At 73.4% G+C, this 17,314-nt stretch carries 17 protein-coding genes and 1 tRNA gene; 12 read left to right on the top strand and 6 right to left on the bottom strand.

The genetic code is table 11. The features are described from left to right. Both EDD28_RS02070 and EDD28_RS02065 read left to right on the top strand, forming a co-directional pair. Positions 1-1,296 (top strand): hypothetical protein, encoded by a 1,296-nt coding sequence (locus EDD28_RS02070; RefSeq protein WP_123738114.1) that lies wholly within the window; start codon positions 1-3, stop codon positions 1,294-1,296. Positions 1,297-1,375: 79 nt separating this feature from the next. After that, positions 1,376-1,861, top strand: coding sequence for an aminoacyl-tRNA deacylase (locus EDD28_RS02065; RefSeq protein ID WP_123738113.1), 486 nt, complete (start codon positions 1,376-1,378; stop codon positions 1,859-1,861). 29 nt (positions 1,862-1,890) lie between these two features. Here the strand turns inward: EDD28_RS02065 and EDD28_RS18180 are convergent, their stop codons facing one another. After that, positions 1,891-2,190: a response regulator transcription factor gene (locus EDD28_RS18180; protein WP_123738112.1), complete on the bottom strand. Its 300-nt coding sequence runs from the start codon at positions 2,188-2,190 to the stop codon at positions 1,891-1,893. Positions 2,191-2,287: 97 nt separating this feature from the next. On the opposite strand from EDD28_RS18180, the gene EDD28_RS17115 reads away from it, so the two are divergent. The 9 genes from EDD28_RS17115 to EDD28_RS02015 all read left to right on the top strand — a co-directional run bounded on the left by EDD28_RS17115 (position 2,288) and on the right by EDD28_RS02015 (position 11,146). After that, the gene (locus EDD28_RS17115) at positions 2,288-3,076 is read left to right on the top strand and encodes a hypothetical protein (RefSeq protein ID WP_148059519.1); all 789 of its coding nucleotides are present in this window, start codon (positions 2,288-2,290) and stop codon (positions 3,074-3,076) included. A 55-nt stretch (positions 3,077-3,131) separates the two neighbouring features. Then, on the top strand, positions 3,132-3,440 hold the full coding sequence (locus EDD28_RS02050; protein WP_148059518.1) for a hypothetical protein: 309 nt from the start codon (positions 3,132-3,134) through the stop codon (positions 3,438-3,440). 90 nt (positions 3,441-3,530) lie between these two features. After that, entirely contained in the window at positions 3,531-4,937 is a 1,407-nt protein-coding gene (locus EDD28_RS02045) for an NAD(P)/FAD-dependent oxidoreductase (RefSeq protein WP_123738109.1), read from the top strand. An 18-nt stretch (positions 4,938-4,955) separates the two neighbouring features. After that, positions 4,956-5,028, top strand: a tRNA-Leu gene (locus EDD28_RS02040). Positions 5,029-5,257: 229 nt separating this feature from the next. Beyond that, entirely contained in the window at positions 5,258-6,760 is a 1,503-nt protein-coding gene (locus EDD28_RS02035; protein ID WP_123738108.1) for an MFS transporter, read from the top strand. 52 nt (positions 6,761-6,812) lie between these two features. Then, complete coding sequence (locus EDD28_RS02030; protein WP_123738107.1) at positions 6,813-7,385, top strand: TetR/AcrR family transcriptional regulator; 573 nt, start codon at positions 6,813-6,815, stop codon at positions 7,383-7,385. An 89-nt stretch (positions 7,386-7,474) separates the two neighbouring features. Then, positions 7,475-8,284 (top strand): YggS family pyridoxal phosphate-dependent enzyme, encoded by an 810-nt coding sequence (locus EDD28_RS02025; protein ID WP_123738106.1) that lies wholly within the window; start codon positions 7,475-7,477, stop codon positions 8,282-8,284. 5 nt (positions 8,285-8,289) lie between these two features. After that, positions 8,290-9,147 (top strand): bifunctional hydroxymethylpyrimidine kinase/phosphomethylpyrimidine kinase, encoded by an 858-nt coding sequence (locus EDD28_RS02020; RefSeq protein ID WP_148059517.1) that lies wholly within the window; start codon positions 8,290-8,292, stop codon positions 9,145-9,147. Between the two features lie 61 nt (positions 9,148-9,208). Further along, positions 9,209-11,146, top strand: a complete 1,938-nt coding sequence (locus EDD28_RS02015; protein WP_245967877.1) for a bifunctional 3'-5' exonuclease/DNA polymerase — start codon at positions 9,209-9,211, stop codon at positions 11,144-11,146. A gap of 163 nt (positions 11,147-11,309) precedes the next feature. Here EDD28_RS02015 and EDD28_RS02010 read toward each other — a convergent pair whose 3' ends face one another. The 5 genes from EDD28_RS02010 to EDD28_RS01990 form a co-directional block, all read right to left on the bottom strand. Then, positions 11,310-11,897 carry a GNAT family N-acetyltransferase gene (locus EDD28_RS02010; RefSeq protein WP_245967876.1) on the bottom strand — a complete coding sequence of 196 codons (588 nt, stop codon included), beginning with the start codon at positions 11,895-11,897 and terminating at the stop codon, positions 11,310-11,312. 154 nt (positions 11,898-12,051) lie between these two features. Then, entirely contained in the window at positions 12,052-12,723 is a 672-nt protein-coding gene (locus tag EDD28_RS02005; RefSeq protein ID WP_123738104.1) for a response regulator, read from the bottom strand. Further along, positions 12,720-14,204 carry a sensor histidine kinase gene (locus EDD28_RS02000; protein WP_123738103.1) on the bottom strand — a complete coding sequence of 495 codons (1,485 nt, stop codon included), beginning with the start codon at positions 14,202-14,204 and terminating at the stop codon, positions 12,720-12,722. The genes EDD28_RS02005 and EDD28_RS02000 overlap by 4 nt, the downstream gene beginning before the upstream one ends. 45 nt (positions 14,205-14,249) lie before the next feature. After that, positions 14,250-15,128: an ABC transporter permease subunit gene (locus EDD28_RS01995; RefSeq protein ID WP_123738102.1), complete on the bottom strand. Its 879-nt coding sequence runs from the start codon at positions 15,126-15,128 to the stop codon at positions 14,250-14,252. After that, complete coding sequence (locus EDD28_RS01990) at positions 15,125-16,087, bottom strand: ABC transporter ATP-binding protein (protein ID WP_123738101.1); 963 nt, start codon at positions 16,085-16,087, stop codon at positions 15,125-15,127. The genes EDD28_RS01995 and EDD28_RS01990 overlap by 4 nt, the downstream gene beginning before the upstream one ends. Before the next feature lie 247 nt (positions 16,088-16,334). Between EDD28_RS01990 and EDD28_RS01985 the strand changes: the two genes are divergently transcribed. Beyond that, positions 16,335-17,243: a Bax inhibitor-1/YccA family protein gene (locus EDD28_RS01985; RefSeq protein WP_123738100.1), complete on the top strand. Its 909-nt coding sequence runs from the start codon at positions 16,335-16,337 to the stop codon at positions 17,241-17,243. Positions 17,244-17,314 lie beyond the last annotated feature (71 nt).

Raw genomic sequence — 17,314 nt, 5'->3', positions numbered from 1 at the left:
ATGAGCACCCTGACCCGTTCCGAGGCCGTCACCTTCTACGCCGCCCGCGTCCGCGCGGCCCTGCACCCGCTCACGCCCGACGTCGTCGACGACCTGACCGACGGCCTCGAGGCCGACCTCACCGAGGCGGTGCTCGACGAGCTGGAGCTCACCGAGGGCGACGACGGCGAGCGCCCCGGCGCGGCGCTCGCCTCGCTCGACCCGGACGCACTCGAGGCGCGGTTCGGCGCCCCGCACGCCTACGCCGCCGAGCTGGCCTCGGCCGCGGGCGTCGAGATCGGGGACGGAGACGCCGACGGCGCCGCCGTCCCGCGCCCGACGATGCGCGAGCGGCTGGCGGCCCGGCGGCAGCGGGTGCGGGCGCGGGTCGAGGCGTTCGCCGAGGCGAACCCGCTCGCGCGGACGGGGCTCGAGATCCTCGCGGTCCTGCGGCCGGTCTGGTGGGTCGCGCGCGGCTGGGGCTGGTACGTGGTGGGCTTCGCGCTGCTCGGGCGCCAGGTCGCGAGCTACCGCCACCTCTACCTGCCGGGCCATCTCCTGGGCTGGCTGGTCCTGCTGACGTTCGTCGTGCTGTCCGTGCAGCTCGGCCGGGGGAGGTACTGGCAGGGGCGCTGGACCCGGCGGCTCGGGCTGCTCGCGAGCTGGGTCGGCGGCGTCGCGGCGTTCGTGGCGCTGGTGAACGTCACGTCGATCACCACGACCGACTACTCCGGCAGGGAGCACGCGGCGTACGTGATGGGTCTGGACGAGCGCTCGAACGGCGTCTACATCGACGGCGCCGCCGCCACGAACCTGTTCGTCTACGGTCCCGACGGACAACCGCTCCCCGACGTGCGGATCGTGGACCAGGCGGGGCGCTGGGTGGTGCTCTCGTCCCCGTGGGACGGCCGCCGGACGTGGAACGACGTCGACCCGGAGGAGGCGGCGTGGTGGTCGGAGGACGTGCCCCTCGCGCTGTTCGACGAGGACACCGCCGTCAACCAGTACCCGCTGGTCTTCATCAACCGGGACGAGGGTGGCTACCCGGCGGTCGAGCGGGACGAGGACGGGAACCTGCGGCTCCCGACCGGCGCCGACCTCGCGCAGCCCGTCTGGCCACAGCCCTCGCTCCTGCCGCTGCCGGGGTTCGAGCAGCCCGCCGCGGTGACGCCGAGCCCGGAGCCCACGGCCGGTGCGGCCGAGCCGTCGGCCGCGCCGACGGGGGAGACCGAGCCCGACGCGGAGACGGTGACGACGCCCGAGCCCGAGGCGTCGACCGGCGCCGGTGCCGCGCCGGAGGCGACGGCGGGGCCCTGAGGTCGGGCGGTCGCTCGGGCGGGGCGGCGGCGTCCGGGCGGTGCGGCTACGGGGCGTCGGCGGCGGCGATAATCGGGAGATGAGCGAGCACCCCCGACCCGTCGACGGCGAGACCCGCGTCCGCGAGGCGCTCGACCGTCTCGGCGTTCCCCACTCGGTGACGCGGCACGGCCGGGTCGGCTCGCTCGCCGAGGCGGCCGCCGCCCGCGGCGTCACGCCCGACCGGCTGGTCAAGACGATGGTCGTGCGCCGCGGCGAGGACGACTTCCTGCTCGTCCTCGTGCCGGGTGACCGCACGATCTCCTGGCCGAAGCTGCGCGCGCTGCTGGGCGTCAACCGGCTGTCGATGCCGGACGCCGCCACGGCGCTCGCGGCCACCGGCTTCGAGCGCGGCACGATCACGCCGCTCGGCACGATCCGGCCCCTGCCCGTCGTCGCCGACGCGTCGATCGCCGGGACCATCTCCCTCGGCGGTGGCGCGCACGGTGTCGGCGTCACGGTCGACGCCGACGAGCTGCTGCCCGCCATCGGTGCGACGTCGGCGGACGTGACCGATCCGGAGTGAGGGGCCGGAGCGCGCCGCGGGTGACGACGTCAGGGCGTTGCGTGGGAGGACGTTGGCCGTCGTCGTGCGTTCTCGATCGGCTTGACCTCGCCGCTTGGACGCGCCTGTCGAGCACCGAGGATGCCCAGCTCATAGAGTCTCGCCACTAGATGGGTCCTGTTCTTGGCGCCTACCCGCTCGGCAGCGTGGGCGAGGTCTCGTGCGACGGTTTCGGGGGAGATGCCGACTGCCCGAGCGATCGCGGCAGTGGTCCAGCCGTCTGCGGCGCGCCGGACAACCGTAAGTTGCCTGTCGGTCAGCACTGTTCCCTCCAGTTTCTCTCGAACCATTCCAACCTAGACGACCTGACTGTTTCGCGTCATAACCCTGACAAGAACATGTCAAGACCCTGTACCAGGGCCAGATCGACGTGAAATCTGCGTCGGTATGGCGCACGAACCCTCGTTCTCATCGCAAGCTCACCCCGTCCTCGTCCGCGCGTTCGTCCTGCTGGTGTCGCTGGTGCTCGCGGCCGTCGTCGTGCCGGCGGCTCTAGTCCCTGCCTCTGCGGCCAGTCCGGTTCTTGATACCTACATCTCAGTGACCAGCGTGAAGGTGAACGGCAACCGCTCCATCACGGTGGCGTTCAACGTGAAGCGCGACATACCGAGCCAGGTGGGAATCACCGTCTCGTGGAAGTACGCGAACGCCTCTCGCAGCAACGCGAGTCATGGTCTGACGAGCATCACAGGAAAGGCTGGCCCTCGGACGGTGACGTTGTCGCCGCCGCCAGCCTCGCCGATGCTGGTCCGCGTGGTCTTCGCTTTGGCTCGCCCATCGGAGTCGCTCGAGCGACATGTGTTGATCGACCCCGGCATGCGGACGACGACAACAGTTGTCTCGCCCGGGCTCGCGGCGGCGAACGCCGTCGCCCAACACATCCCGGGTGCCATTCTCACGTTTGCTCCTCAGGGGCGCGCCGTTCGCTTCGTCGGCGCCCTCGTCCTCGGCTGGTCTGTCTTCAGTGACGTCCGCACGACGTTGACGGGGAGGACGAACGCGTGTCCCAAGATGGAGAAGGGGCAGGTGGTTCAGACCACCACATGGGTGACGTCGGCAGGTGGCCTTGGTGCTCAGTACAACGTGCGAACGAAGGTCTGGAAGGACGCGGTGTCACGCGATCGGGGAGTCAGGCCGCTATGTGATGTTTCATATGTCGCAGCCTCGTGGAGCTGAGCCCGTATCGGTTGTTCAGGGTGCGGAGCAAGTAGACCTGGTACGGTTCGATCGCATGAGACCTGAACCTCTTGGTCGTCTCCTGGGAGGCCTTGTCGGGCTGGCGATTGGTTATGCGCTGTGGTCTGTCCTGCTCGGTGCCGTGCGCGCCGAGGTGCCGAGAGCGGTCATCGACTCCTCGGAGGCTCTGGCCACGGCGCTGGCCGTGGCTGCCGTTGCGATCGTGCTCGGTTGCGGAGTGGCCCTTGCTCTCGTCGGGGTCCTGCTCGCCCGAGCTCTCTCTCGACGCACTCGCCGCGCCATGTCGTCAGCGGGCGGTGTCGATGGCCGTCCGGACGTCGAGTCCCTCGACCCGTCGGTGTGACCCAGCGGGTCATTCGCCGTGCCCCGTGGGTGACGATGCACACAGGGATGCCCGTTCCCTGGGTCATAAGGCCCACCTAACATGGATCTCATGACGTCCTCCACTGCCCCAACGGTTCGAGCCGCAGCGCGCAAGACGCCCCGGATCCTCATCCTCGGCGGCGGGTACGTCGGCCTCTACACGGCCATCCGCCTCCGTCAGCACCTCGGCCGGCAGGACGCGGCGATCGTCGTCGTCGACCCCCGCTCGTACATGACGTACCAGCCGTTCCTGCCCGAGGCGGCGGCCGGCTCGATCGAGCCGCGCCACGTCGTCGCACCGCACCGGCGCGAGCTGCGGGGGACCACGTGCATCACCGGCGCGATCACCGCCATCCAGCACCACCTGCGCGCGGCCGAGATCACGCCGGTCAACGGGGACTCGTACTGGGTGCGCTATGACCACCTCGTCGTCTCCCTCGGCGCGGTCGCCCGGACGCTGCCGATCCCCGGCCTCAAGGAGGTCGGCATGGGCTTCAAGCAGGTCGAGGAGGCGTTCGCGCTGCGCAACCAGGTCCTCGGGATGCTCGACGCGGCCGCGTCGACCTGGGACCCCGAGGTCCGCCGGCGGATGCTCACCTTCACGTTCGTCGGCGGCGGCTTCGCCGGGATCGAGGCGCTCGGCGAGATCGAGGACATGTGCCGCGACGCCTGCCGCGACTTCGACTCGATCGACCGCGACGACCTGCGGTTCGTCCTGATCGAGGCGAGCTACCGGATCCTGCCCGAGCTGGGTGAGGAGCTCGGTGGCTACGCGCTCGAGCAGCTGCGCGGGCGCGGCATCGAGATCAAGCTCGGGACGTTCCTCAACTCGTGCGTCGACGGCCACGTGGTGCTGTCCAACGGGGAGGAGTTCGACTCCGACACGATCGTGTGGACGGCCGGGGTCAAGGCCAACCCGATCATGCGCCGCTCCGACCTCCCGCTCGACGAGGCCGGCCGCATCCGGTGCAACGCGAACCTCCAGGTCGTCGACGAGAACGGCGAGGTCGTCGAGAACGCCTGGGCGGCTGGTGACTGCGCCGCCGTCCCGGACCTCGCCAAGGGGGACGGGGCCCTGTGCGCGCCGACCGCGCAGCACGCGGTGCGCCAGTCCAAGCACCTCGGCGACAACATCGTCCGCGACCTGCGCGGCGAGACCCTCGTCCCATACGTCCACGCGAACCTCGGGACGGTGGCGTCGCTCGGCCTCGGCAAGGGCGTCGCGCAGATCTTCGGCGTCAAGATGCGCGGGCCGATCGCCTGGTTCATGCACCGCAGCTACCACCTGTGGGCCATGCCGACGCTCAACCGGAAGGTCCGCATCGTCCTGGACTGGACGACGGCGATCCTGTTCCGGCGCGAGCCGGTCGCGCTCGGTGGCGTCAGCCACCCGCGGGCGGAGTTCGTGGCGGCGGCCGCCGAGCCGCCCAGCCGCGAGGACCTGCCGGTGCCGCCGGGGATCGGCACGCGCGCCTGACCGACTAGCCTCGGCGGTGCCCCCGTAGCCCAATGGCAGAGGCAGCTGGCTTAAACCCGGTTCAGTGCGGGTTCGACTCCCGTCGGGGGCACGACGTCGAACCGCCCGCTCCCGACTGACTCCCCGCGCGGCCCAGCGCGCCGCCGGAGCCGCGCCCGGCGGCGCCCCGCTGGCCCGTCGTCCCCGGGGCGGACGATGGGCGGGCGCCCGGCCGATCCGCCGGCCTCGGTCCCACCACGAGCTCGCCCGGACTCGTCGCACGGATGAAACTGTACCGGCGAGACGGTATAGTTCTCCGGAGTTCCACGAGGAGGAAGACGATGAACGACCTGATGACCCCGGCGAGGCGGTGGGCCTCGCTCGCCGTGCTGGTGGGAGCCGTGCTGCTGCTGGCCATCGATGCGACCGTGCTGTACCTGGCCGTTCCGTCGCTGACGGCCGACCTGTCCCCGACGGCGTCCCAAGTCCTCTGGATCGGGGACATCTACTCCCTCGCGCTGGCCGGTCTGCTGGTCACGATGGGCAACCTGGCCGACCGGATCGGTCGCAAGAGGCTGCTGCTGATCGGGGCCGCCGGGTTCGGTCTGGCCACGATCCTCGCGGCGTTCGCCCCGACGCCGGAGGTGCTCATCGCGGCACGCCTGCTGCTGGGGGTGGCGGGCGCCACGATCATGCCGTCGACGCTGTCGCTGATCCGCAACCTCTTCACCGACCCGATCGAGCGCACGCGCGCGATCGCGATCTGGTCAGCGGCCGCCGCCAGCGGCATCGCTCTCGGCCCACTGGTCGGCGGGGTGCTGCTGGAGAACTTCTGGTGGGGCTCGGTGTTCCTCATCAACCTGCCCGTCATGGCGCTGGTGATCGGCCTCGGCGCCTGGCTGCTGCCCGAGTCCCGCGATCCCGCCCCGGGCAGGTTCGACCTCGTCTCCAGCTGCCTGTCGATGCTCGCGATCATCCCGTTCGTCTACACGATCAAGCAGGTCGCCGGCGGCCGGTTCGAGCTGACCACCGCGGCCGCGATCGTCGTCAGCATCGTCGGGGGAGCGCTGTTCGTGCGGCGTCAGCGCCGGGTCGCCTCCCCGATGATCGACGTGGGCCTGTTCCGCAACCCCGCCTTCAGCGGCGCCGTGCTGGTCAACTTCATCTCGGTGTTCGCCCTCAGCGGCGTGCTGTTCTTCTTCTCCCAGTACCTCCAGCTCGCTCGCGGTCTCAGCCCGCTCCAGGCGGGACTCGCGCAGCTGCCGACGGCGCTCTCGGCGATGGCGGCCGTCGCGCTGGTCGGGCTCCTCCTCTCGCGGCTCGGGCGGGGGCGGGCCATCGCCGTCGCGCTGGTGACCGGAGCGGTCGGACTCGGGCTGCTGGCCGCCCTGGAGAGCAGCGAGCAGCTCGTCTGGGTGCTGCTGGCCGTCGTCCCGCTCGGCCTCGGCATCGGCGTCGCCGAGACCCTGAGCGTCGACGCGGTCGTCTCCGCCGTCACGCCCGCCAAGGCCGGAGCCGCCGCCTCGGTCTCCGAGACCGCCTACGAGCTCGGCGTCGCCCTCGGCATCGCGGTCCTCGGCTCGCTGATGACCGTGTTCTACCGCTCGGGCCTCGACCTGCCGGGTGACCTGCCCGGCGAGGTCGCGGCGCGGGCCGAGGACTCGCTGGCCTCGGCCGCTGCGGTCCTCGAACCCGGCAGCCCGGCCCTGGACGCGGCGCGGCACGCCTTCGTCTCGGCGATGCAGTCCACCACCCTGATCGCCGGCGCCGTGATGGTCGTGGCCGCCGTCGCGGCCGCGACCCTCATCCCGAACGGCCGGAGCGCCGTCGTCGTCGAGCACTGAGCACCCGACGACTGACATCCTTGGGGCGTACCCACGAGAAGGGAGCCGGGGCATGGGACGGACCGCCGGACGCAGCGCGGACGAGACGAGAGCGCTGATCCTGGCCTCGGCGGCGCGCCTGATCGGCCGTCACGGGACCGCGGTGCCGGTGACCGACATCGCCGCCGACGCCGGGGTCTCCAAGGGCGGCCTGCTCTACCACTACCCGACCAAGGAGGCCCTGCTGGACGGCCTGGCCAGGGACGTGATGGGCCGGTTCCGCAGCCAGGTCGAGCTGGCTGCCGAAGAGGAGCCCGAGGGGACGCCGGGCAGGCTCACCCGCGCCTACGTCCGCGTCAGCTTCGCCGACGCCGGAGACGTCGTCGAGCTGCGTGACGCCATCGGCCTCGCCGCCAACCTGATGTTCGAGCCCGGCCTGGAACGGCTCGCCCAGGAGGACGCGGCGAGGTGGCGCGCCGCGCTCTCCGACGACGGGCTCGACCCGGCGCTGACCCGCCTGGTCATCGCCGCCACCGACGGCAGCAACACCGGACCGCTGTGGGGCGCCGTCCTGACCCAGGCCGACCGGGACGCCCTCGAGGCCGACCTGATCGCCCTCACGCGCCGCGACGACTCCTCCGGCTGACCCCACGCCGGCCGCCGCGGCCCGCAGGTCGGCCGCCCCGCCCCGATACCGAGGCGCCCGATGCGGGGAGTCGCCGTAGCCTGGGGGCCATGTCCCACCCCACCCCCGCCGCCGACGTGGCGGCCGGCCGGTACCCGACGGCCACCTCCGTCGAGGACTTCGCGCGCAACCTCGCCGACGTGCGCGCCCGGATCGCGGCGGCGGCCGAGCGCGTCGGGCGCGATCCCGCCGACGTCCGGCTCCTGCCCGTGAGCAAGACCGTCCCGGGCGAGCGCATCCGCCTGGCCGTCGCCGCCGGCTGCCGCGAGCTGGGCGAGAACAAGGTCCAGGAGGCCGCGCGCAAGCACCGCGAGCTGGCCGACCTCGACGTCGCCTGGTCCGTCATCGGCCACCTCCAGACCAACAAGGCCCGCGACGTCGCCGCGTTCGCCGCCGAGTTCCAGGCGCTCGACAGCCTCCGCGTCGCCGAGGCCCTCGACCGCCGGCTCCAGGCGGCCGGCCGCCCGCTCGACGTCTACGTCCAGGTCAACACCTCGGCCGAGGAGTCGAAGTTCGGGCTCGAGCCGGCCGCCGTCCCGGACTTCCTCGCCGAGCTGCCGCGCTACTCGGCGCTGCGCGTGCGCGGGTTCATGACGCTCGCCGTGTTCTCCGACGACGAGGAGCGGGTGCGCGCCTGCTTCCGCGTCCTGCGCGACGTGCGCGACCGGGCCCGCGACGTCGACCCGGACGCCGTCGGCCCCGGCGACCTCTCGATGGGGATGTCGGGCGACTACGAGACGGCGGTCGAGGAGGGCGCGACCTGCGTCCGCGTCGGCCAGGCGATCTTCGGCGCTCGCGCCACGCCGGACAGCCTGTACTGGCCCGGCACCGTGGCGAGCGACGACGGCCCGGTCCCGTGATCTTCGTGAGCGCGGACGCCGCCGGCGCCCACGGCCTCGAGCTCGACACCCGGACGGTCGACGTCCTGGCGATCGGCTCCCAGCTCGTCCACGGGTCCGTCGGGCTCAACGCGGCTCTGCCCGTCTACACCGCGGCGGGCCTGCGCCGCGCCGCCCTGCCGACGACGATCCTCAGCGTCCTGCCGCACTACCCGTCGATGCACCGCGTCGACATGTCGGCCGCCTGGCTCGGCGACACCCTCGACGACCTGGCCGCGAGCGGGGCGCTCGACGGGCTGCGGGTCGTCGCCGTCGGCTACCTGCCCGTCCCGGAGCACGCGGGCGTCGTGGCGCGGTGGTACGACGGGTGGCGCGCCGCGCGCCGCGCCGCGGGGGTTGACGTGCCGCAGCTCGTCCTCGACCCGACGCTGGGCGACGTCGAGGTCGGCTTCTACAACGACCCGGCGGTCGGCCCCGCCCTGCGCCGCGACCTCCTGCCCGTCGCGACGGGAGCCGTCCCGAACCTGTTCGAGCTGGCGCACCTGGTGGACCGGCCGATCGAGGAGCTCACCGGCGACGCGCTCCTGGAGGCCGCCGCGTCGCTCCTGGACGACGGGCTCGACTGGCTGGTCGTCACCGGGCTGCGCTGGCAGGTCGGGGAGCGGCCGGACGCCGACGGGATCGGCGAGCTCGTCCTCGTCGGCGGCTCCGCCCAGCTCCGCCGGCACGAGCTGCTGCGGTCGACGGCCAAGGGCGTCGGCGACGTCTTCACCGCCGCGCTGTGCGCGCGGATCGTCGCGGGCGGACACGTCGTCGAGGCCGTCGACGCGGCCGCCGCGATCACCGCCGACCACATCCGGCGTGGCGCGGCGGGCGACTCGTAGCCGCTCGGCGCGGCGACCGGTCGTCGGCGGAGATGTCGGTGGGCGGTGGCACGCTGAGGACGTGGGCAGCACGTCGGCGGTGATCGAGGGCACCGGAAGCGCGGGAGCGCTGGTCGTCGTCCTCGATCGCCCCGGCGACGACGGCTCCGCCGACCGCGGGGCCGACGGCGACGTCGTCCGCCTCACCGTCCTGTCGTCGAGCGCCGCGTCGGACGAGGACGCCGGCGAGGCCGGCGTCATCGATGAGCGCGAGATCGATGCGCGGGAGCTGGCCGGCGTCGTCGCCGACCTGGACCGGACGCGACAGGTCCGCTGGGTCTGGGACTCGACGGCGGCCTGGTACCCGGACCTGGTGGCTGGCGGGACGAGGGTCGCGCGCTGCCACGACCTGCGGCTGGCGCGGATGATCCTGCGCGGCTCCGAGCTGGCGCGACCGGCGGACCCGGGGTCGGCGCTCAGCGCCGACCCGGCGTGGGACGACTGGGACGGCGGCTGGGCGGCCGGACCCGAGAGCACGGCGGCGCGGCTCGCGCTGGCCCAGTCGGCCCAGGAGTCGCCGTTCCTCCAGGACGCCTTCGACCTGCCCCTCGACCCGCCGGTCGCCGGGGAGTCGGTGCCGGCGGAGCCCGGTGGCGGCGCCCTCGCGCGCGACGCCGCGGGGGAGTGGCGTCGCCAGCAGTCCCTCCTGCGCGCGCTCGCCGGGACGCACCCCGGCAGCGCGCACCGCCTGCGGCTCCTGCTCGCGGCCGAGTCGTCGGGGGCGCTCGCGGCCGTCGAGCTCCACCACGACGGCCTGCCGTTCCGCCGCGACGTGCACGAGCGGACGCTGGCCGACCTGCTCGGCGAGCGGTCCCAGCCCGGGGCGCGGCCGAGCAGGCTCGAGGCGCTCGCCGCGGAGGTCCGCGGCATCCTCGGCGCGCCGACCCTCAACCCCGACTCGCTCCCGCACCTGCTGCGCGAGCTGCGTCGCAACGGGCTCGACGTCTCCTCGACGAGCCGGTGGGAGCTCGAGAGCCTCGACCATCCCGTCGTCGCGCCGCTGACGGAGTACAAGCGGCTCGCCCGCCTCATGTCGGCCAACGGCTGGGCGTGGCTCGACGCCTGGGTCGCCGAGGACCGGTTCCGGCCCGACTACGTGCCCGCGGGCGTCGTCACCGGTCGCTGGTCCAGCCGCGGGGGAGGGGCGCTGTCGCTGCCCCACGTCATCCGCGACGCCGTCCGCGCGCGCGAGGGGTGGCGCCTCGTCGTCGTCGACGCCGCCCAGCTCGAGCCGCGCATCCTCGCCGCCATGTCCCGCGACGAGGCGATGCTCGCGGCGGGTGAGGGGCACGACCTGTACGGCGGGCTGGTCGACGCCGGCGTCGTCGACACCAGGGCGCACGCCAAGGTCGGGATGCTGGCCGTGCTCTACGGCGGGACGTCCGGCAGCGCGGCCGTCCTGCTGCCGCGGCTAGCCCGCGCCTACCCGCGCGCCATGGGGCTCGTCGACGCCGCCGCCCGGACCGGCGAGTCGGGCGGCATCGTCACGACCTGGCTCGGTCGCAGCTCCCCGGCCCCCGGCCCGGAGTGGCGGGCGACGCAGGCCGCGGCGTCGGACGTGGGCGCCGGTGCCGCCGAGGAGTCGCGGGCGCGCAGCCGGGCGCGTGACTGGGGCCGGTTCACCCGGAACTTCGTCGTCCAGGGCTCGGCGGCCGAGTGGGTGCTCGCGTGGCAGGCCGGCGTGCGGCTCGCCCTGCGTCGCCTCGCCGGCGACCACGGGCTCGGCCACGACGAGGCGCCGCAGCTCGCGTTCTTCCTGCACGACGAGCTCGTCGTCCACGCGCCGCGCGAGCTCGCGCCGCAGGTGGCCGTCATCGTCGAGGAGGCGGCTCGGGCCGCGTCGGTGCTGCTCTTCCCGCACCTCGACCTCCCCGGGCTGGTCCCGCTCGACGTCGCCGTCGTCGACTCCTACGCCGAGGTGGACGGCCCGGCCTCGACCGGCGGTGACGCGGAGGTCTGAGCGCCGCCGGGTGTCCGCTCCCCGCGGATCGATCGCGGACGCACCCGGTCGGGGACGGCATCGGCCCAGGTGGGAGCGCCGGGGGACCTGGCGAACCCCGGTGGCCGGTCGGCGGGTCCGCGGGGAGCGGACGGCCCCGGTCGCACGCGCGACCGGGCGGGACCTAGGCCGGCTGGTCCGGCGGCTCGGGACGGGTCGAGCCCGGGAGGATCAGGTCGAGCACGAGGGTGACCGACTCGGCGCTGGCGCCGGGCGCGTCCGGCACGGGCTGGAAGCCGAGCGCCACGTACAGCGCGAGCGCCGGGTTCGCGCGCGCGACCGAGAGGCTGACGTGCCCCGTCCCCTGGGCGCGGGCCCGCGCGAGGAGGTTGATGAGGAGGGCGCGACCGATGCCGCGGCGCCGATAGCCCGGCACGATGGCCAGCGACACCTCGGGGATGCCGGGGGCGACGAAGCCGTAGCCCGGCTCCTTGCTGGGAAAGTAGCGCAGCCACGCGGCGCCCACCGGGACCTGGAGCCCGCGCGGCCCCTCGAGGTCGACGGCCACCAGTCCCAGGTCGCCCGGCCGGCCCCAGCCGACCGCGTAGCGGGCGAGCCGGGGCGAGCCGAGCACCCCGCGGCGCGTGTGGTGCTCCCCGCTCCAGTTGACGGCCTCGACCACCATGTCGACGAGGAAGTCACCGTCGGTCGGGGTGAGCTCGCGCACGCCGATCCGCGGCTTGTCAGCCTGGGTCGTCGACTCCGTCGTCACGCCCGTAGGCTACCGGGCCCAGCGCGTGGTGTCCGATCGGACGTCCGGGACGTGCTCCGACGCGGTATGACGCGGCTGCGGCATCTGCGGCATCCGCGGGTGTCTGCGGCCACGACCGCGGCATCCGACGGAACCGAACACCCGCCGCCGGGTCTCAGGCCCCGGGCCCGACCAGCCCCGTCGCGTGCGCGAGCACCACGGCCTGCACGCGGTCGCGCGACCCGGTCTTCGCCAGGACGTTGCCGACGTGCGTCTTGACCGTCGCCTCGGACACGACGAGCGTCGCGGCGATCTCGGCGTTGGACAGCCCCTGCCCGATGAGCGTCAGCACCTCGAGCTCCCGCGGCGTCAGGCAGGCCAGCTCGGCCGCGACCCCGCCGTCGGTGCCGCCGGCCACCTCGGGAAGGCGGTCGGAGAACAGCTCGAGCATGCGCCGCGTGATCCGCGGGGAGACCACGGCGTCGCCGCTCGCCACGACCCGGATCACCTCGATCAGGTCCGCCGGCTTGGTGTCCTTGAGCAGGAACCCGCTGGCCCCGGCCCGCAGCCCGGCGAAGGCGTACTCGTCCAGGTCGAACGTGGTGAGGATGAGCACGCGCGTGCTCGGCAGCGCCTGCGTGATGGCCTGCGTCGCCTCGATCCCGTTGCGTCCGGGCATCCGCACGTCCATGAGGATGACGTCGGGCTCGAGCGCGCGGGCCATCTGCTCGGCCGCCGCACCGTCCCCCGCCTCGCCGACGACCTCGATGTCCTCGACCGCCTCGAGCACGAGCCGGAAGCCGGTGCGCAGGAGGGCCTGGTCGTCGACGAGCAGCACGCGGATCATGCGGGGTCCTTCCAGGGGAGGGTGGCGCGGACGCACCAGCCGGTGGGGGTCGGTCCGGCCTCGAGCCGTCCGCCGAACACGACGACGCGTTCGCGCATCCCGATGAGGCCGCGGCCGGAGCCCGGCGCCGGCGCGCTCGGTCCGGGACCGGTCGCGTTGCGCACCTCGACCTCGACGGCGTCGTCCGTGCGGGCGACGGTCACGTCGATCGACGAGGCCAGCGGCGCGTAGCGCAGGACGTTCGTCAGCGACTCCTGCACGATCCGGAACACCGTGAGCCGCAGCCCGGTGTCGGCGGGCAGGTCGGTCCCGCTGCGGGTGAGGCTGACCGGCAGGCCGGCCGCCCGGAACCGGGCCACCAGGTCGTCCAGCGCCTCGGTCGGGGCCGGGGCGAGGGGCGCGTCGTCCGTCACGAACGACGACGGGGAGCGCCCGTCGGCGATCCCGAGGGTCAGGTCGCCCTCGGAGCGCAGGACGCCGACGACGCGTCGGGTGTCGCCCAGGGCGTCGCGCCCGGTCTGCGCGACATCGCGCATGACGCCGGCCGCCCGGGCGGGGTCGCGCTCGACGATGCCGGCCGCCCCCTCGGACAGCGTGATCATGACGGTGAGGGAGTGCGCGACGACGTCGTGCAGCTCGCGCGCGATCCGGGCCCGCTCGTCGGCGACGGCGAGCTGCTCCCGCTGCTCCTGCTCGAGCGCCAGCCGGTCGGCCCGGTCCATCAGCTCCGCGACGTAGCGGCGACGGTTGTGCACGGAGACGCCGATCGCGAGGGCCACGAGCGACGGGGTGAGCACGGCGAGGCCGATCACCGCCCAGAGCATGATCGAGGTGGCGCGTGGGCTCAGCTCGGGCGCCGGCTCCGACATCGCGATCGAGAACGACTCCGAGATCGACTCGGAGGCCACCATGGCGCCGATGAGCAGCACCCCGGTGATCGCCAGCGCCACCCACGCCGGGCGCGAGCCGCGGACGGCGGCGACGGCGTAGAGCGCGAACGCCGCGGCGTACTCGAACCCGCCGGACTGCTGCATGACGAGCATGAACACGACCCCGAGCGCCACCTCGACGCCCAGCACGAGCACGGGCCGCTGGCGTCGCCACCACAGGGCGGCGGTGCCGACCGCGGCCGCCGCGAGCGCGGCGGCCGTGTAGCCGGGTCCCCAGGGCAGGTCGGTCACCGGGGCGCCGAGCTGGTCGTTGTAGACGGCCGGGTCGAGCCCCTGGTACGGCATCGAGATGAACGTCGCCGTGATGAACGCCGGGACGCCGAACCACGCCATGACCAGGACGTCCATGACGCGGGGGTGGCGCAGGAAGAACCGGCGCACGCGACCGACGTGCGCCGTCGGCAGCGGGTCGCCGGGACGACGGGGGAGCGGTACGGCGGTCACGTCGACGAGGTCCGCCGCGTCGACGGCCGACGCCGCAGGGGGCGCAGCCGTCGGCTGCGCCCCCTGCGGGGAGTCGGGGGTGACCATGGGTCAAGCCTGCCCGATGACGTGACGCGGTGGTCGCTCAGGAGCTCACGCGTCCCGGCTCTTGACGAGGACGCCGCCGATCACGGTCAGGATCGCGACGAAGCCGAGCATGACGAGCCCGCCCTGCCACCAGCTCAGCAGCGTGTAGTCGACCATCGCCGCGTCGACCTCGGCCGAGACCGACATGAGCCGCGCACCGGCCTCGCTCGGCAGGTAGGTCATGACGTTGCTGGCCCACTCCTGGCCGAGGCCGACGAGGATGTTGAACGCCAGCGGGAGCATGAGCAGGATGCCGAGCACCGCGGCGATCGCGCCGGCCGAGCTGCGGACGATGACGCCGATCGCGAAGGCCATGAGCGCCACGAGGACGAGGAAGGCGCCGAGCCCGGCCAGGCCCCGCCAGGCGAGCGGGTCGGAGAACGACGCGGCCGTGTCCGCCGGCAGGATCGGGATCGACACGGCCCAGGAGATGAGGCCGCCAACGATGCCGGTCACGAAGACCACGACCGAGAGGACGACGGCCTTCGCGCTGAGCGCCGAGAGACGCCCGGGGGCGGCCGTGAACGTCGAGCGGATCATGCCGGTGGAGTACTCGCCGGTGACGACGAGGGCGCCGAGCACCGCGACGGTGATCTGGCCGAGGAAGTAGCCGAACGTCACGACCTGGACGCCGAGGCCCTGGAGGTCGGAGACGGGGATCTCCTGCGTGAAGGCCGCCATCGAGATCGCCATGAGGAAGGACATCCCGACCATGCCGAGGACGGTGAGGCCGAGGGTCCACCAGGTCGAGCGGAGCGAGACGAGCTTGATCCACTCGGAGGCGACGAGCCGGCCGAAGGAGAGGCGCTCGCTGCCGCGGATCGCGCTGGTCGTGGGGGTGAAGGCCGGTGCGCCGGCGGGCGGCGTCGCGGTGAGCGTGCTCATGCTGCGTACTCCTTCGAGGCAGCGGCGTCGGCGATGCCGGCCGCGTCGGGGGCTGCGGCGCCGGACGTGTACTCGACGTCCTGCGCCGTGAGGGTCATGTAGGCGTCCTCGAGGGAGGCGCGCTGCGGCGTCAGCTCGTGGAGCGCGAGGCCGGAGTCGGCGGCGATGTCGCCGATCTGGGCGGCCTCGAGGCCGCGGACCTGGAGCGAGCCCGGCTCGGAGCTGGTGATCGAGATGCCGGGGCCGGCCAGCAGCGCGGCGAGGTCGGCGGCGCGGGGCGAGCGGACCAGGACGGACGTGCCGGAGACGGCGTCGATGACGGACTGGACCGGGCCGGCGGTGATGATCCGCCCGCGGCCGATGACGACGAGCTCGTCGGCCGTGACGGCCATCTCGCTCATCAGGTGGGAGGAGAGGAAGACGGTGCGACCCTGGTCGGCCAGGTAGCGCACCATCGTGCGGACCCACTTGACGCCCTCGGGGTCGAGGCCGTTGACCGGCTCGTCGAGGATGAGCGTCTTGGGGTCGCCGAGCATGGCCGCCGCGATCCCGAGGCGCTGCCCCATCCCGAGGGAGAAGCCGCCGACGCGCTTGTCGGCGACGGAGGTCAGGCCGGTCATCTCGATGACCTCCGTGACCCGCTTGTCCGAGATGCCCTCGGTCGCCGCGAGCGCGCGCAGGTGGTTGCGGGCCGAGCGTCCGGTGTGGACGGCCTTGGCCTCGAGCAGCGCGCCGACCTCGCGGAGCGGGGCGCGCAGGCTCGTGTAGTCCCGGCCGTTGACCGTGACGTGCCCGCCGGTCGGGCGGTCCAGCCCCATGATCATCCGCATGGTGGTGGACTTGCCGGCGCCGTTCGGGCCGAGGAAGCCGGTGACCCGGCCGGGGTGGATCTGGAAGGACACGGAGTCCACCGCCACCTTCGTTCCGTACCGCTTCGTGAGGTTCGTCGCCTCGATCATCTGCTCGCTCCTTTCGCGAATGCCTCGACGCTACGGACACGACCGGCGCGGGTGGTACCGGCGACGGGTGGAACTGCCGCTCGGCCCCTCTCCCGCGCCGTGGGGAGGCCCCTCATCCCGTGGGTGGAGGTCGTCCCCGACGGCGACCCCGACGGGAACACGGACCGCGGCGGTAGCGTTACTCCTCGTAGCGCGGCTGGTCCGCCGTGTCCAGAACGCACACGCCCACACCCCTAGGAGAGTCCGCGTGAGCAACCCGTACTTCACCAACGATCCGTACTTCGGCGACTCGGAGTCGGCGCGCAAGGAGCGGCAGAAGCTGGGTCTCACCCCGGCCGGTGCCTCCGCCGCGCCCGCGGGCCCCTACGGCTCCTACCAGCAGCCCGCCTCGGGCACGTCGACGCTGCCCCCGATCCCGCAGGCCGGCGCGCCGGCCCAGATGGACGCGCTCGAGCACGCCTACGCGGCCCCCGCGGCCACCGCCTACGAGACCGGCCGCATGACGTACGACGACGTCATCATGAAGACCGGCATCCTGCTCGGCGTCATCGTGCTCGTCGGGGCGCTCGCGTGGGTCGCCCCGCCGGGGATCCAGCAGATGCTCATGATCGTCGGTCTCATCGGCGGTCTCGTCCTCGGCCTGGTCAACTCCTTCCGCAAGAAGGTCTCGGTCCCGCTGATCCTCGGCTACGCCGTGTTCGAGGGCCTGTTCCTCGGCGCCATCTCGAGCTGGTTCGAGGGCCAGTGGTCCGGCATCGTCATGCAGGCGATCCTCGGGACGCTCGCGGTGTTCGCGACGATGCTCGTCCTCTTCCGCAGCGGGAAGGTCCGCAACACCCCGAAGTTCCAGCGCATCGTCATGCTGGCGCTGGTCGGCTACGCGGTCTTCGCGCTGGTCAACCTGGTCCTCGTGTGGACGGGCGTCATGGGCGGCTGGGGCATGCGCTCGGGCGGCCTCGGCCTCCTCATCGGCGCCGCCGCCGTGGTCCTCGCGGCCGCGACCCTCGTCATCGACTTCGACTCCATCCAGCAGGGCGTCCGCCGCGGCGCCCCCGCGCAGTACTCGTGGGCCGCGGCCTTCGGCCTCGCGGTCACGCTCGTGTGGATGTACCTCGAGATCCTGCGGATCCTCGCGATCCTGCGCGGCGACAACTAGCGTCGCCCGCCCGCGACGCGCGACGGCGGCGGTCGGCTCCCACCCCGGGAGCCGGCCGCCGTCGTCGTCGT

This window comes from Salana multivorans, assembly GCF_003751805.1.
Classification (GTDB): domain Bacteria; phylum Actinomycetota; class Actinomycetes; order Actinomycetales; family Beutenbergiaceae; genus Salana; species Salana multivorans.
This window is presented reverse-complemented; position numbering and strand designations above follow the sequence as displayed.

Excerpts from the sequence above, each read along its gene's own strand:
- EDD28_RS02000 (WP_123738103.1), bottom strand. The coding sequence starts at position 14,204 with ATGGTCACCCCCGACTCCCCGCAGGGGGCGCAGCCGACGGCTGCGCCC.
- EDD28_RS02070 (WP_123738114.1), top strand. The coding sequence starts at position 1 with ATGAGCACCCTGACCCGTTCCGAGGCCGTCACCTTCTACGCCGCCCGC.
- EDD28_RS02065 (WP_123738113.1), top strand. The coding sequence starts at position 1,376 with ATGAGCGAGCACCCCCGACCCGTCGACGGCGAGACCCGCGTCCGCGAG.
- EDD28_RS02035 (WP_123738108.1), top strand. The coding sequence starts at position 5,258 with ATGAACGACCTGATGACCCCGGCGAGGCGGTGGGCCTCGCTCGCCGTG.
- EDD28_RS02050 (WP_148059518.1), top strand. The coding sequence starts at position 3,132 with ATGAGACCTGAACCTCTTGGTCGTCTCCTGGGAGGCCTTGTCGGGCTG.
- EDD28_RS17115 (WP_148059519.1), top strand. The coding sequence starts at position 2,288 with ATGGCGCACGAACCCTCGTTCTCATCGCAAGCTCACCCCGTCCTCGTC.
- EDD28_RS02005 (WP_123738104.1), bottom strand. The coding sequence starts at position 12,723 with ATGATCCGCGTGCTGCTCGTCGACGACCAGGCCCTCCTGCGCACCGGC.
- EDD28_RS02025 (WP_123738106.1), top strand. The coding sequence starts at position 7,475 with ATGTCCCACCCCACCCCCGCCGCCGACGTGGCGGCCGGCCGGTACCCG.
- EDD28_RS02045 (WP_123738109.1), top strand. The coding sequence starts at position 3,531 with ATGACGTCCTCCACTGCCCCAACGGTTCGAGCCGCAGCGCGCAAGACG.
- EDD28_RS02030 (WP_123738107.1), top strand. The coding sequence starts at position 6,813 with ATGGGACGGACCGCCGGACGCAGCGCGGACGAGACGAGAGCGCTGATC.
- EDD28_RS01995 (WP_123738102.1), bottom strand. The coding sequence starts at position 15,128 with ATGAGCACGCTCACCGCGACGCCGCCCGCCGGCGCACCGGCCTTCACC.
- EDD28_RS01990 (WP_123738101.1), bottom strand. The coding sequence starts at position 16,087 with ATGATCGAGGCGACGAACCTCACGAAGCGGTACGGAACGAAGGTGGCG.
- EDD28_RS18180 (WP_123738112.1), bottom strand. The coding sequence starts at position 2,190 with ATGGTTCGAGAGAAACTGGAGGGAACAGTGCTGACCGACAGGCAACTT.